Annotated in this window: 14 protein-coding genes; 8 read left to right on the top strand and 6 right to left on the bottom strand. The window is 70.1% G+C overall.

Features of this window, described 5'->3' with window-relative positions:
• Positions 1-173 precede the first annotated feature (173 nt).
• On the top strand, positions 174-827 hold the full coding sequence (locus ACQ0O7_RS28535) for a response regulator (RefSeq protein WP_430786199.1): 654 nt from the start codon (positions 174-176) through the stop codon (positions 825-827).
• 142 nt (positions 828-969) lie between these two features.
• On the opposite strand, the gene ACQ0O7_RS28530 is transcribed toward ACQ0O7_RS28535, so the two are convergent.
• Complete coding sequence (locus ACQ0O7_RS28530; protein ID WP_430786197.1) at positions 970-1,527, bottom strand: hypothetical protein; 558 nt, start codon at positions 1,525-1,527, stop codon at positions 970-972.
• A 103-nt stretch (positions 1,528-1,630) separates the two neighbouring features.
• On the opposite strand from ACQ0O7_RS28530, the gene ACQ0O7_RS28525 reads away from it, so the two are divergent.
• From ACQ0O7_RS28525 to ACQ0O7_RS28510, 4 genes are all read left to right on the top strand, one after another.
• Positions 1,631-2,713, top strand: a complete 1,083-nt coding sequence (locus ACQ0O7_RS28525) for a hypothetical protein (protein ID WP_430786195.1) — start codon at positions 1,631-1,633, stop codon at positions 2,711-2,713.
• Positions 2,710-3,174: a hypothetical protein gene (locus ACQ0O7_RS28520; RefSeq protein ID WP_430786193.1), complete on the top strand. Its 465-nt coding sequence runs from the start codon at positions 2,710-2,712 to the stop codon at positions 3,172-3,174. The genes ACQ0O7_RS28525 and ACQ0O7_RS28520 overlap by 4 nt, the downstream gene beginning before the upstream one ends.
• Complete coding sequence (locus ACQ0O7_RS28515) at positions 3,171-3,509, top strand: hypothetical protein (protein ID WP_430786191.1); 339 nt, start codon at positions 3,171-3,173, stop codon at positions 3,507-3,509. The genes ACQ0O7_RS28520 and ACQ0O7_RS28515 overlap by 4 nt, the downstream gene beginning before the upstream one ends.
• Positions 3,510-3,572: 63 nt before the next feature.
• Positions 3,573-4,211, top strand: a complete 639-nt coding sequence (locus tag ACQ0O7_RS28510; protein ID WP_430786189.1) for a hypothetical protein — start codon at positions 3,573-3,575, stop codon at positions 4,209-4,211.
• A gap of 15 nt (positions 4,212-4,226) precedes the next feature.
• Here the strand turns inward: ACQ0O7_RS28510 and pflA are convergent, their stop codons facing one another.
• Genes pflA through ACQ0O7_RS28495 form a run of 3 tightly spaced genes read right to left on the bottom strand, consistent with a single transcriptional unit; the run spans position 4,227 to position 9,183 of the window.
• Positions 4,227-4,961 carry a pyruvate formate-lyase-activating protein gene (gene pflA / locus ACQ0O7_RS28505; RefSeq protein ID WP_430786187.1) on the bottom strand — a complete coding sequence of 245 codons (735 nt, stop codon included), beginning with the start codon at positions 4,959-4,961 and terminating at the stop codon, positions 4,227-4,229.
• Between the two features lie 2 nt (positions 4,962-4,963).
• The gene (pflB, locus tag ACQ0O7_RS28500) at positions 4,964-7,204 is read right to left on the bottom strand and encodes a formate C-acetyltransferase (protein ID WP_430786185.1); all 2,241 of its coding nucleotides are present in this window, start codon (positions 7,202-7,204) and stop codon (positions 4,964-4,966) included.
• Positions 7,205-7,212: 8 nt separating this feature from the next.
• Entirely contained in the window at positions 7,213-9,183 is a 1,971-nt protein-coding gene (locus ACQ0O7_RS28495; protein ID WP_430786183.1) for an ATP-binding protein, read from the bottom strand.
• A gap of 98 nt (positions 9,184-9,281) precedes the next feature.
• Between ACQ0O7_RS28495 and ACQ0O7_RS28490 the strand changes: the two genes are divergently transcribed.
• Both ACQ0O7_RS28490 and ACQ0O7_RS28485 read left to right on the top strand, forming a co-directional pair.
• Complete coding sequence (locus tag ACQ0O7_RS28490) at positions 9,282-9,668, top strand: ATP-binding protein (RefSeq protein WP_430786181.1); 387 nt, start codon at positions 9,282-9,284, stop codon at positions 9,666-9,668.
• Entirely contained in the window at positions 9,668-9,994 is a 327-nt protein-coding gene (locus ACQ0O7_RS28485) for an STAS domain-containing protein (protein ID WP_430786179.1), read from the top strand. Before ACQ0O7_RS28490 ends, ACQ0O7_RS28485 begins: the two co-directional genes overlap by 1 nt.
• Here the strand turns inward: ACQ0O7_RS28485 and ACQ0O7_RS28480 are convergent.
• Together ACQ0O7_RS28480 and ACQ0O7_RS28475 are read right to left on the bottom strand one after the other, a co-directional pair.
• Positions 9,962-11,566: a methyl-accepting chemotaxis protein gene (locus ACQ0O7_RS28480; RefSeq protein ID WP_430786177.1), complete on the bottom strand. Its 1,605-nt coding sequence runs from the start codon at positions 11,564-11,566 to the stop codon at positions 9,962-9,964. The genes ACQ0O7_RS28485 and ACQ0O7_RS28480 overlap by 33 nt on opposite strands.
• Before the next feature lie 68 nt (positions 11,567-11,634).
• Positions 11,635-12,819, bottom strand: coding sequence for a GAF domain-containing sensor histidine kinase (locus ACQ0O7_RS28475; RefSeq protein WP_430786175.1), 1,185 nt, complete (start codon positions 12,817-12,819; stop codon positions 11,635-11,637).
• Between the two features lie 194 nt (positions 12,820-13,013).
• On the opposite strand from ACQ0O7_RS28475, the gene ACQ0O7_RS28470 reads away from it, so the two are divergent.
• Positions 13,014-14,183, top strand: a complete 1,170-nt coding sequence (locus ACQ0O7_RS28470) for a response regulator (protein WP_430786173.1) — start codon at positions 13,014-13,016, stop codon at positions 14,181-14,183.
• The last annotated feature ends 4 nt before the right edge of the window (positions 14,184-14,187 follow it).

The following is a 14,187-nucleotide window of genomic DNA, read 5'->3' as shown; positions in this document are numbered from 1 at the left end:
ACGGACCCGGGAGAGGGGGCTCAGCCCCAGTGAGGGAGTCGATGCTTCAGCCACGCCGTCGAGGCTAGCGGGTGCCTCATCCCGGCTGCTCGGGGCCTTTGTCCTCAGGTGATCACGGCGCGCGGGACTTTGGTCCCTAGGTGTCCGGGACACCTCCGGGTGAGAATAGAGCCATGATCCGAGTCTTTCTCCTCGACGACCACGAGGTCGTCCGCCGCGGCCTCGTCGACCTGCTCCAGGCGGGCGGGGACATCGAGGTGGTCGGCGAGTCCGGGTCCGCCCAGGAGGCGGCCCGGCGCATCCCCGCCCTGCGCCCCGACGTCGCCGTCCTCGACGCCCGGCTGCCGGACGGCAACGGCATCGACGTCTGCCGTGACGTGCGCGCCGTCGACTCGTCGATCAAGGGCCTGATCCTCACCTCGTACGAGGACGACGAGGCCCTGTTCGCCGCGATCATGGCCGGTGCCTCGGGCTACGTGCTGAAGCAGATCCGCGGCACCGACCTGGTCGACACCGTCCGCCGGGTCGCCTCCGGCCAGTCCATGCTCGACCCGGCGGTCACCCAGCGTGTCCTGGAGCGCATCCGCAACGGCGTCGAACAGCCCCGCGAGCTGGCCTCCCTCACCGACCAGGAGCGCCGCATCCTGGAGTTCGTCGCCGAGGGCCTGACCAACCGGGAGATCGCCGGCCGGATGTTCCTGGCCGAGAAGACGGTGAAGAACTACGTCTCCAGCCTCCTCGCCAAGCTGGGCCTGGAACGCCGCACCCAGGCCGCCGTCCTGGCCACCAAGCTGCTCGGCGACCACCCGTCCCAGCACCATCACTGAACCATCGCGTCTACCGCGGCCCGGGCCTCTTCGGTCCGGGCCTTTCCTTTTCGGTACGCCCCACCAAAACGCCGACCACCTCGTCCCCGCGATCTGCCCGGCGGCCCCGGACCGAAACGCGGCCGCCGGGCGAATGCGGTGGTCACCGTTCTTCGAAACGCGCTCGCCACTGGTGCGGAACACCGATGTCGAAGTAGTCGGCCCGCAGCAGAACGATCTTCGATTCACGATCGCGCATCAGTGAATCGAATGCCGACCGAAGCTCCGAGGTGAACTCCCGGACGCCGATCCGGTGTGGGGTTCCGTCGTCGACACCGACATGCCACCGTGTCATTCCGTGAGTCCGAACACTGACAAGGTGACCGGAAGAGAATCCTTCGCATTCGACAGTCCTCAGCGCCTCCAGGTACCCGCGGGGAATCTGATCCTTGCTCTCCCGCCTGGCCGCTTCGGCTTCGCTGTGGCTGAGGCCGGAGGCCAGGCGGCTGATCTCACGACGCTGCCGGACCCAGTCCAGCCAGGTGCTGACGGCCAGGCCGGCCAGCTGTCGCTCCAGGTCGCGCGCCTCGTACCTTTCGAAGGCCCGGGGCTCGAATATGAAATTCAAGATCCGTTCGCCGGTGATCGTGGCGCGGACATTCCCGTCCGGGGAGAGCCCGCTGGCGATCATGTTCTGGAAATTCTGTCCGATATCGCTCATGTTCATTCCCCGGCGGCCTGAGACCACACCGAACCCATTGACATCTGACAACGTACGCGAAGTCATGTGGTATTCGTATTCGATGGGGATGAGGTGGCACGCCGTGGTGGCCGGAACAATGGCGATCGTCCTGTCGACGATTGCGGTTCCGCGAGCCGCGGGGGCCGTTGACGCCGGGTTTCGCCTGGCCGTGGGATCGGGTGGCGGGGGCTTCTCGGGCGATGGCGGCCCGGCGTCCGAAGCCCGCCTGAAGGCCCCGGAGGCCGCCGCGGTGGCGGCGGACGGCACGCTCTACATCGCCGACACCGGCAACCACCGGGTCCGAGCGATCGGCCCGGACGGGCGGATCCGCACCGTCGCGGGCGACGGCGAGGCGAAAAACGAGACCGGCCCGTTGCCCGAGGGCGCGAAAGGGACCGAGATCTCGCTCGGGTATCCCGGTGATCTCACGGTGGGTGCGGACGGCACCGTCTACATCGCCGACGTGACCGCGGTCCGGGTGTACGCCCTCGCCTCCGACGGGACGATCTCGGTGCGCGCCGAGCCGGTCATGGCCGCCGGCACGATCGAGCCGCCGATGGAGGCGCCGTCCGGCGTCGCGGTCATGCCGGACGGCACGCTCTTCGTCGCGGACCAGAAGAACAACCGCGTCCTGGTCTTCGCACCGGGTGGCGCGGTCGGTGAGATCGCCGCCGCTGGTTTCGCCGCGCCCAGTGGACTCGCCGTCGATACCGCGGGTGACCTGTGGATCTGCGGTGCCAACAAGCTCCACCGATGGCGGGATGGGGAACTCTCCGAGGTGGCAGCGGCCGGAACGGTTTCCGCCGTCAGCGCGGGAGCCGGAGGCGTCTTCACCGTCGATGCCGTCGATCGTGCGGTGCATGTGCGGGATCCGGGCGGCGAGGCCCGGGCGGTGATCGGACTCGACCCGGCCATCTTCCGCCAGGACGTCGTTCTGCTCGGTGCGGGGACCACACCGGACGGCTCGATCCACCTGGTCGATGTGATCGGCAACCGGGTCTACTCGCACCCGGTGCCTGCCGCCGGTGGAGCCGGCGACGCCGCAGCTTCCGGAACTTGGCCGGCAGCACTCGGTGGAGGGGCTGTGATGACGATCATCGGCGTCGCGTTGCTCTTGGGGTGGCGACGACGGCGGACAGCGGACCGAGGAGGCGGGACAGCATGACGGAGAATGTCACCGGAGGTGACCTGTATCGGCTGTGGCGGGTGTCGGACGTGCATCTGCCGCGGATCGCGGACGTGTTCTACGACGCCAACCGTCTGCTGGGCGAAGCAGCCGGGGGTAGCGACGCGTTTCGGGCCAACACTCCGGCGTACCCCGGCGCGAGTGTCATGATCAGCACGGCCGGTCTCGCGTGGCAGGAACTGCGGGGCGAGTTGCAACTGATGATGGCGCTGGTCGGGGACACCGTGCTGGAGGCGGCGCGTGGGGTTCGCACCGCGGCGCTCGTCTACAACGAGACCGACCTGGCCAACGCCGACGACCTGATCGAGATCGGCACCGTGGAGGGGATGCTCGGCGACCATCTGCGGCAGGCGATCAACCACGACCCGGCTGATGTGCCGTCCAACCCGCCGTCGCCTGGCGCTGAGGACCACTACGGCACACCGGACCGGACGCCGTGAGCGGGCGGGCCGCCACCCCGCCGGAGCTGGCCGGCGTGGCCTATGAACGAAGGGTTCGGCAGCAGGCACAGCGGCTCAAGGCGGAACTCATCCGGCAGACCCTCGACGACATCACGTCCTGGAAACGTGCGGTCGACGACAAGTGGGACAACCTGCATCCGGACCTTCCGTTCAACTCGCCGATCCCTCCGGCGGAGGTGGCCCAGTACCGTGAGCAGGTCCGCACCCGCGACTACGAGTGGATCGTCCCCAGCTTCGAACGGTTCCTCGTCCCCGATCCGGACGATCTGAACCCGGCTCTCGACGCGCTGGCGCGGATCGAGGGGATGTTCTAAGGATAGGCGGACCTGTCCGGGAGTTGGACGGGTGCCAGTGCCGGGCTGGTCAGAGTCAACGACGTGCGGGTGGAGATGGGCGGCTGGCAGGGGAGATTCGCCACGAACTTCACCGACAGCTTCGTCACACCCTTGCAGAACGTCGTACCGAACCAGCGGGAGCTGATTCGATTCTCCCGGGAACAGTTGGAGTGCACCAAGGCTGTCTACTGCCGGTTCCGGAAATCGGTGCTGGAGCTTCTGGACACGTCCCTTCAGGCTGTTCAGAGCCTGACCGGCGGGTGCGACCCGGAAGTGGCCAAGTGGGCGACCATCACGTCGGTCGTCGTCGGCACGATGCTGGGCCCGGTCGCCACGGGCTGGGGGCTGCTCGGGGCCGTGCTGTTGGACGCCGGTGGAACGTTTGCAGGTGGGCTGGTGCCGGACGCCGGTCGTAGAACCGAATCGAACCTGGCCGCTCCGACCGCCACCGAGGTGGCGATGAAAGTCCACGCGGCGATGAGTGCCCTGGGAAACGACCTCTTCGCGGAGGAGGAGAAGGCCGCCACCGCGATGCGGATGATCGCTGGGGTCGTCGGTGACCATCGGCAGGAGGCCTTGCGGTCGAATCGATCCGGGCCCTTCGTGGTGGCGACTCCCGCACTGGCCGGCGCTACCCCCGCGCAACTGATGTCCGGTGCCTTCCGGTTGCAGCGGGGTTGACCCGCCGCTCCGGAATCAGTAGACGGTCAGGCCGTGGGCCCGGAACTGCTTGTGGACGCGGTCGATCAGGTCGGGGGACGGGGACGGGGTGTCGGCCAGGGGGAAGGGCAGGTTGAGGGCGGCGTACTTGCCGGCCCCGAGACGGTGGAACGGGAGGACCTCCACCCGTTCCACCGTGCGGATCGAGGCGGCGATGGCGGCCACCGACTCGACGTTCTCCTCGCTGTCGGTCAGGCCGGGGACCAGGACGAAGCGGATCCAGATCGGGATGCCGCGGTCGGCCAGGCGGTGCGCGAACGTCACCGTCGGTTCCAGGGTTCCGGTCCTGGTGACCCGGTGGTACGTCTCCTCGTCGCCCGACTTGATGTCCAGCAGGACCAGGTCGGTGACGTCGAGCAGCTCGTCGGACGCCTTGGCGCCCAGGGAGCCGCTGGTGTCCAGGGCGGTGTGCAGGCCCTTCTCGTGGCAGCGGGTGAAGATCTCCCGTACGAAATCGGGCTGTTGAAGTGCCTCTCCGCCGCTCAGCGTGACGCCGCCCCGCGCGACCTTGATGAAACGCTCGTAGCGCAGGATCTCGGTCATCAGCTCGTCGGCCGTCATCGGCCGCCCGCTGCGCCGGTACCAGGTGTCGGGGCTGTGGCAGTACTGGCAGCGCAGCGGGCACCCGGCCAGGAACGCGACGAAGCGCGTCCCCGGCCCGTCGACGCCGGTGGAGACGTCGAACGAGTGCACACTCCCGGTGAGGGTCATGGCTAGAGCGATCCGTGGAATGTCCGGGAGATGACGTCGCGCTGCTGCTCCTTGGTCAGCCGCACGAAGTTCACCGCGTATCCCGAGACCCGGATGGTGAGCTGCGGGTATTTCTCCGGGTGCGCCATGGCGTCCTCCAGGGTGGCCCGGTCGAGCACGTTGACGTTCATGTGGAAGCCGTGCCCGTCGGTGTAGCCGTCCAGCACCCCGACCAGGTTGCCGACCTGCTCGTCCTTGGTGCGGCCGAGGCCGTCCGGGGTGGAGGTGATGGTCAGCGAGATGCCGTCGCGGGCGCTGCGGTAGGGCAGTTTCGCCACCGACAGGGCGGCCGCTACCAGGCCGTGCTTGTCCCGGCCGTTCATCGGGTTGGCGCCGGGCGCGAACGGTTCGCCGAGCCGCCGGCCGTCGGGGGTGTTGCCGGTGTGCTTGCCGTAGACCACGTTCGAGGTGATGGTCAGCACGGACAGGCTGGGCTCGGCGCCCCGGTACATCGGCTGCCGGCGGATCTTCTCCATGAACCGGTCGACCAGGTCCACCGCGATCGCGTCCACCCGGTCGTCGTTGTTGCCGAACGTCGGGTAGTCGCCGTCCACCTCGTAGTCCACGACCAGGCCGGTCTCGTCCCGGACCGGCTTGACCTGGGCGTGCTTGATGGCCGACAGACTGTCCGCGGCGACCGAGAGCCCGGCGATGCCGGTGGCCAGGAAACGGTGCACCGGGTAGTCGTGCAGGGCCATCTCCAGGCGCTCGTACGCGTACCGGTCGTGCATGTAGTGGATGACGTTGAGGGCGTCCACGTAGGTCTCGGCGAGCCAGTCGAGGGTCTTGTCGTACGCCTCGAACACCTCGTCGTAGTCCAGAAGGTCGCCGCCCAGCGAAGGAGTCGCCGGCGCCACCTGCGTGCCACTGATCTCGTCCCGGCCGCCGTTGATGGCGTACAGCAGCGCCTTGGCCATGTTGGCCCGGGCCCCGAAGAACTGCATGTCCTTGCCGACCCGCATGCCGGACACGCAGCAGGCGATCGCCGCGTCGTCACTGAGGTACGGCCGCAGCAGGTCGTCGTTCTCGTACTGGATGCTGCTGGTGTCGATGCTGACCTGCGCGCAGAACCGCTTGAACCCCTCCGGCAGCCGCTGCGACCAGAGGACCGTCATGTTCGGTTCCGGCGCCGGCCCCAGGTTGTAGAGGGTCTGCAGGTAGCGGAAGCTGGTCCGGGTGACGAGCGGCCGGTCGTCGGAGCCGATGCCGCCGATCGACTCGGTCACCCAGGTCGGGTCGCCGGAGAACAGTTCGTCGTACTCGGGGGTACGCAGGAACCGGATGATCCGCAGCTTGATCACGAAGTCGTCGATCAGCTCCTGGGCGAACTCCTCGGTGATCCGGCCCTCGGCGAGGTCGCGCTGGATGTAGACGTCCACGAAGGTGGAGGTGCGGCCCAGCGACATGGCCGCGCCGTTCTGCTCCTTGGTGGCGCCCAGGTAGGCGAAGTACAGCCACTGCACCGCCTCCTGCGCGGTGGTGGCCGGGCCGGAGATGTCGAAGCCGTACGACGCGGCCATCTGCTTGAGTTCGCCCAGCGCCCGGATCTGCTCGGCGATCTCCTCCCGGTCGCGGATCACGTCGGCCACCGACAGGCGCGCGTTGAGCGCCGTCTTGACCTGCTGGCGCTCGGCGATCAGGTGGTCCACGCCGTAGAGCGCGACCCGGCGGTAGTCGCCGATGATCCGGCCCCGGCCGTACGCGTCGGGCAGGCCGGTGATGATGTGCGACCGGCGGGCGGCCAGCACGTCGGCCGGGTAGGCGTCGAACACCCCGGCGTTGTGGGTCTTGCGGTACTCGGTGAAGACCTTCTTGACGTCCGGGTCGATCTCGCGGCCGTACGCCTTGAGCCCGCCCTCGACCATCCGCAGTCCACCGAACGGCATGATGGCCCGGCGCAGTGGCGCGTCGGTCTGCAGGCCGACGATCAGTTCGCTGTCCCGGTCGATGTATCCGGGGGCGTGTGCGGTGATGGTCGACGGGGTGGTGGCGTCCACGTCGTAGATGCCGTTGGCACGCTCCTGCACGAACATCGCGGACAGCTTGTCCCAGATGCCGGTGGTGCGCTCGGTGGCCCCGGCGAGGAAGGCCGCGTCGCCGTCGTACGGCTTGACGTTGTCGTGGATGAAGCCGGCCACGTCGATTCCGGTACGCCACGTCGAGCCCGCGAAACCGCGCCACGCGTCCATGTTTCCTCCCAGCATGACCCCTCCTAGTGGTTCCTCCCCAGCGTCGCGTCCCGGTGTGCCGGGCGGGCAGGGTCGGAAGTCCCGGATCGCCGGGGAAGGCGGACGGTGGCCACGGTTCCGCCGCCGTCGTTCTCACTGAGAGTGATGGTGCCGCGGTGCAGTTCGACGATGGCCCGGCTCAGCGCGAGACCCAGCCCGGCCCCCGGAATGCCGCTGTGCCTGGCATTTGTCGCCCGGTAGAGGCGGGCGAACAGTTGGTTCTGCTCACCGGCCGGGATGCCGATCCCGCTGTCGGTCACGCAGAGTACCGCCACCTCGTCGTCGGCGGTGAGAGTGACGTGCACCGCCGTACCGTCCGGGCTGTACTTGACCGCGTTGCCCACCAGGTTCTCCACCACCTGCCGCAGCCGGGCCCGGTCGCCGGGGACGGCCAGCTTGTCCGGCAGGTCGGTGTGCACCTGGGTGCCGGCCAGCGCGGCCCGCACCACCGCGGCCAGGTCCACGTCGCCGACGGTGAGCTGGGCGTGCCCGGCCTCCAGGGCGGCCAGGTCGAGCAGCCGTTCGACGAGGGAGCGCAGCCGGGCGTTGTTGCGCTCGATGACCCCGAGCAGGTCCCGGATCTCCCCGACGGTGGTCCCGTCCGGCTCCTCGTTGATCAGGTCGGTGTACGTGCCGATCGAGGTGAGCGGGGTGCGCAGCTCGTGCCCGACCAGCGCGATGTACTCGCCGACGCTGGCCGCCAGCTGGTCGGCCAGCTCCTCCGAGCGGCGCCGCTCCAGGTACGACCCGATGTGCCCGGCGATGCCGCTGAGCAGCACGGTCAGGGCCGGGTCCGGGTCCTGTGGCTCCAGGGTGAAGAAGGCCAGCACCCCGATCACCTTCTCGGCGCTGAGCACCGGCACGGCCACCGCGGTCCGGTAGTGCTCGGCCTCGGCCATCACCGGCACGTCCGGGGCGCGCAGGTTCGGCACCCACACCGGCTCACCGGACTCCCAGCAGGAGCCGGCCAGCCCTTCGCCGCGTTTCAGGGTGGGCGGCAGCCGCAGCGGGGGAGAGCCGGGCGCCAGGTGGGTGGCGGCCGGGCGGAGCCGGTCCACCACCCCGTCGACCAGCCACAGCCGCAGGTACGGCCAGCCCAGTTCGGCCGAGATGGCGCGCAGCACCTCGGCCCCGGCCCGGCCGGTGTCCGGCGCCTGCACCAGGGCCTTGAGCACCTCGGTGGTGCAGTGCTCGTACTGCCGCTGCTGGTGTTCCGGGGTGACGTCGTGCACCGCGGCGACCGCGCCGAGGATCTTGCCGGTGTCGTCGCGGACCGGCCGGGCGTTGATCGCGAACCAGCGCCGCCGGCCCTGCCGGTCGTGGGCGAGCACCTCGTCGTGGTGGATCTCCTCGCCGGCGAGGGACCGGTAGAGCGCCACGTCCTCGGGTGGGAGGGCGCTGCCGTCCGGCCGGCGCAGCCCGAACCGCTCGGCCCAGTCCCGGGCCGGCACGCCCAGGCTCTCGTCGCCGAACAGGTCCCGGACCGCCTGGTTGACCACGACGAGCCGGCCCTCCATGTCGCAGGCCACCACTCCGGCGTCCAGGCTGCGCAGCAGCGCCTCGGTGAACGCCGGGTCGTGCCGGGCGCCGGGCGGCGCGTCGATGCAGGAGCGCAGCGTCTCGGTCAGCTCCTTGACGCTGAACGGTTTCGGCACCACCGCGAGGGCCTCCGCCTCGGCCAGGGTGGTGTCGCCGGGTGGCAGGTAGGCGGTGATCAGCACGACCGGGACGTCGGCGGTGCCCGGGTTCTCGCGCAGCGCCCGGCACATCTTGATGCCGTCCAGGTGGGGCATGTCGACGTCGGCGACGACCAGGTCGGGGCGGTTCGCCACGGCGGCGGCGAGCCCGGCCCGGCCGTCGCCGGCCAGCACGGGCCGGTGCCCGAGCCGGCGGACCACCTCGGCGATGACCGCCTGATGTTCCGGGTTGTCCTCGACCACCAGCACTGAAGCCATGCGATCAGCCTAAATCATATTAAATCCGGCAGAGGTTTCGTCCGGCGCCTAAGGCGGGTACTGTCCGCCCCGCACGCAGGCGAATCTCGGGGAATTGCATGAGCGAGCTCACCGCCCATTTGGACGTCCCACTCGACCGAGGCGCTCCGGCCGCTGCCCGCCGGGCGGCGACCGCGGTGCTGACCGGCTGGGGCTTCCGTGACGACGACTGGCTGGACGCCGCCGCGGTGGTGGTCAGCGAACTGGTGACCAACGCCGTCCGGCACGGCGGCGGCTGCATCGAGCTGCAGCTGGAGGCGCACGGTGGCCGGGTGACCGTGTCGGTGGCCGACGGCTCGTCGGTGGTGCCCCGCCGGCGCGACCCGGACGGCGACGGCGGCCGGGGGATCGCCCTGATCGAGGCACTGGCCGCGGCCTGGTCGGTGCAGAACTATCAGGGCGGCAAGCGGGTCCGGGTGGAGCTCCTGCCGTGCGAGGTGGCGTGATGCGGATCGGCCGGCTCGACGACGGCGGGGTGACCCGGCTGACGCTGCACGGCGAACTCGACCTGGACACCGGCGACCTGGTCGAGGAGCAGGTCACCGGGGCCCTCCGCGACCGGCCGGAGAGCCTGGTCCTCGATCTGGAGGGGCTGACGTTCTGCGACTCCGCCGGGATCGACGTGCTGCTCCTCTCCCGGGAGGCGGTGCGGCGGGCCGGCGCCCGGTTCCGGGTCACCCGCCCGCGGGGCATCGTGCTCCGGTCGCTGGAGGTGACCGGATTGCTGGAGATCCTGACCTCAGATCGAGAACCGGCCGGCGGCCGCCCGTAACCCGTCGGCCAGGCTCTGCACGTCCTCGGCGGTCCGGGCCACCTCGCCGACCGCCGCCCGGCTGGCCGCGGTGCCGTGCGCCACGCTGGCGATGTTGCCGGCGATGTCGCCGACCCCGGCGGCGGCCATGGTGACCCCGCGGTTCATCTCGGCGGTGGTGGCGCTCTGCTCCTCCACCGCCGAGGCGATGGTGGTCTGGAAGTCGCTGATCTGCTCGATGATCCGGCTGATCTCGTCGATCGCGGTGACCGCCTGACCGGTGTCGCTCTGGATCGCGGCGATCTGCTGGGAGATCTTCTCGGTGGCCCGCGCGGTCTCCTGGGCCAGGTCCTTGACCTCGCTGGCGACCACCGCGAAGCCCTTGCCGGACTCGCCGGCCCGGGCCGCCTCGATGGTCGCGTTGAGGGCCAGCAGGTTGGTCTGCGAGGCGATCGCGGTGATCGTCTCGATCACGTCGCCGATCTGCGCCGACGACTCGCCGAGCCGGTTGATCGTCTCGCTGGTGGCCCGGGCCGCGGCGACCGCGTCGGTGGCCACCTGGGCGGCGTCGGCGGCGTTGCGGGAGATCTCGGTGATCGCCGCGCCCATCTGCTCGGAGCCGGCCGCCACCGTGTGCACGTTGCCGGAGACCCCGTCGGCGGCGGACGCGGCCATCCCGGCCTGCTGGTCGGCCTCGGCGATGGACGAGTCGATCTGGTGGCTGACCCGGCGCATGGTGTCCGAGGCCGCGGTGAGCCGGCCGCCGTTCTCGACGATCTCGGTGACCGTGGCGCGCACCCCGGCGACCGCCTCGTCGACGGCCCGGCCCATCACCGCCAGCTCGTCACCGCCGGTGGTGTCGGCCCGCACGGTCAGGTCGCCGCGGGCCATCGCGTGCAACACCTCGACCAGGTGGCCGACCGGCCCGGCCACACTGCGGGTGACCAGCACGGTGAGCAGCACCGCGGCGGCCACCGCGACCAGGAACACCACGATCATCGTGGTACGCGTGGTGGCGGCCTCGGCCCGGGCGTCCTCGGCGGCCTGGTCGGCGCGGTCGGTGACCGAGGCGACCAGCGTGTCGGTCGCCTCGTTGATCTTGTAGTAGATCGCGTAGCTGCTGTCCAGCAGCACCTTGTCGCCCTCGTCGACGCGGCCCGCCGCGTACAGCGCGACCATCTGGTCGTCGGCGGCCTTGAACTCGTCCCACAGGCCGCCGAGCGAGCTGAAGACCGCCCGTTCGGTGCCGGTCATGCTCGCCGTGTCGGTCTCCGCGAGCAGCTTCTTGATCTTCTCCATGTCGGCCAGGAACCCGGCCCGGTTCTCACTGGCCGGCTCCACCGCGGCCCGCGGGGTGAGCCGCCGGGTGTCCCACACGTAGGCGACCTGCCACCCGGAGATGTCGCCGTTGTAGTACTTCTGCTCGTCCACCTGGTGCATCAGGTGCTGCAGACGCTGCAACTCGTCGGCCGAGGCGGCCTGCCGGGTCAGGCCCCAGGCGCCGATCCCGACCGCCACCCCGAGCAGGAGCAGCACGATCAGGAACGCCGAACCGAGCCGCCCGGCCAGTCGCATCCGCCGCAGAATCGACATCGGGGCCCCCGCTCGCCATTGAGTGTCACCTCACCATCGGCAGGTCCGTACCTCTCCTGAGGGTGCAATCACCCCGGAATGGACATCCGGGCGATCGTGCCCCGGCCGGGACCGGCCGATTCGACGGTGAGCCGCCCGTCGTGCGCCCGCATGATCCGCTCGGCGATGCTCAACCCCAGGCCGACCCCGGGGACCGCCTGCTCCCGGGCGTACTGGCCGCGGTAGAACCGCTCGATCACGTGCGGCAGCTCGTCGGCCGGGATGCCCGCGCCGGTGTCCACCACCTCGATGGTGCGCCCGTCGATCCGGATGGTCACCGGCTGCCCGGTGGTGCTGAACAGCACCGCGTTGCGGACCAGGTGCTCGGCGGCCTGGCTGAGCCGGGTGAAGTCGCCGGGCACGGTCGCCTTGCCCTCCGGCGCGTCGATCACGATCGGCACGTCCCGGGTGCTCGCCTGCGACTTGCACGCGGCCATCGCCGCCTCGGCCACCGCGACCAGGTCGGTCAGCGAGCGCAGCAGCGGCAGCGGGGCGGCCGCCGGCCGGGTGCCGGCGAGCAGGTGGTCCACCATGCGGACGAGCCGCTCACCGTTGCGCTGGATGGGATCGATCAGGCGGCGGTACGGGGCCAGCTCCTCGTTGTCGACGAGCAGCTCCAGATACCCCTGGATGGTGGTGACCGGGGTGCGCAGCTCGTGCGACACGGTCGCCACGAAGTCCTCCTCGCGGCTGATCGCCCGGGACAGCTCGTCACCCAGCTCGGCCAGCAGCAGGCGGTTGCGCAGCGCGGCCAGATGACCGGCGGCCTGCCCGGACATCGTCCAGAGCAGTTCCAGGTGCTTCTCCGCGGTCTCCCGGGGCTTGTCGTCGAGCACGCACACGCTGCCCAGGGTGTGCCCGTCCTCGTCGATCAGCGGCACCCCGGCGTAGAACCGGATGTTCGGCGCGCCCTGGACGTTGTCCCAGGAGCGGTACCGCGGTTCGGCGAGGGTGTCCTCGACGACGAGCGGGCGCCCTTCCGCCACCACCTGTTCGGCGAAGGAGTTGACCAGCGGGCCGCCGTCGCCGGGCACACCGGTCTTGCCGGCGAACCACTCCCGGTCCTGCCCGACCAGGGTCACCGCCGACATGGGGGCGTCGAAGACCGCGCCGGCCAGCCGGGTCAGCTCGTCCAGCACCACCGGCCGTGGGGCGTCGAGCAGGTGATAGCTGTGCACCGCTGCCAGGCGGGCGTCCTCGCCTACTGCGCTCACATCTGTGTCCGTTCTTCCGGTACCGCGTGCGGGTTCTCCGCCGTGACTCGCGGATCGCCATTCGGCTGTCCGCGTGAGCCGCCTGAGGAGTTCGGCACAGTTGAAATCCTGCCCCCTCGAACGCTCAGGCATTCCCGGAATCCGGCGATAGGGGACCACGTAGCACGACGACCGGTCAGACGAAGGAGACCACTATGCGGACCGAGCTGTACCGGTCTGGTGATGTCGAAGCCGGGGCGAAGGCTCAGCCGTTGCTTCTGCTCGTCGACGACGAGGAGAGTGTGCTGGACACGCTCTCGATGCAGCTCGGCCGGGACCACCGGCTGCTGCTCGCCGCCAACGCCGACGAAGCGCTCCAGCTGCTCGCCGACAACGGCGAGGTGGCCGCGGTGATCAGTGACATGCGGATGCCCGGGATGGACGGCATCGAGCTGCTCGGCCGGATCCAGAGCGACTACCCGGACACCATGCGGATCCTGCACACCGGGTACGGCGACATGAACACCGCGATCGCCGCGATCAACTCCGGCGGCGTCTACCGGTACGTGCCGAAGCCCGCGTCCCGGGACGACATCCTCGACGTGGTGCACTCGGCGGTCTCCAAGCACGACCACGTGATGGCCGAGCGCGGCATGGTCGACACCACCCTGAAGACCAGCCTGCACGCCCTCTTCGGCATCCTGGAGATGTCCAGCCCGCTGGGTTTCGCCCGGGCCGGCCGGATCCGTGAGCTGGTCGCCGAGCTGACCCACGCCCTCGAACTCGACGGGCTGTGGGAGCTGGAGGCCGCCACGATGGCCTCCCAGCTCGGCGCGGTCACCCTGCCGGCCGAGGTGATGAGGAAGCTCTGCGAGGGCCAGAGCCTCAACCCGGACGAGCAGGCCCTGGTCCGCGGGATGCGCAGCATGGTGCTCCCGCTGATCAAAGAGATCCCGATGATGGAGAACGTGGTCGCCATCGTGCGCGGCCTGGCCGGCGAGGCGCCCCCGCCCGGCGGCTGGTCCGGTCTGGTCGAGGGCGCGATCAGCGTGATCCGTACGGCCATCGAGTACGAGACGGTCTTCGCCCGTACCCACGACCCGGGTGTGGCCATCGCCTTCCTGGACCAGCAGGGCGGGCTGGCGCCGCACGTGCTCTACGCGCTGCGCCTGGTCAAGGGTGTGGAGGCCTCGGCGCGCAACACCACCCGGGCGTGCGCGATCGCCGACCTGCAGATCGGCATGCGGCTGGCGTCCGACGTGACCGCGGTCAACGGCCTGGTGCTGATCGGCCGGGGCACGGTGGTGACCGAGGTGATGCTGGACCGGCTCGCGAACTTCTCCCGCGTGGTGGGTCTGGTCGAGCCGGTGCTCACCGCGGCCTGACCCA

Source organism: Actinoplanes sp. G11-F43, from assembly GCF_050589265.1.
GTDB lineage: Bacteria > Actinomycetota > Actinomycetes > Mycobacteriales > Micromonosporaceae > Actinoplanes.
Note: the sequence above shows the minus strand (reverse complement) of the source record. Positions and strands in the feature narration are given on the sequence as shown.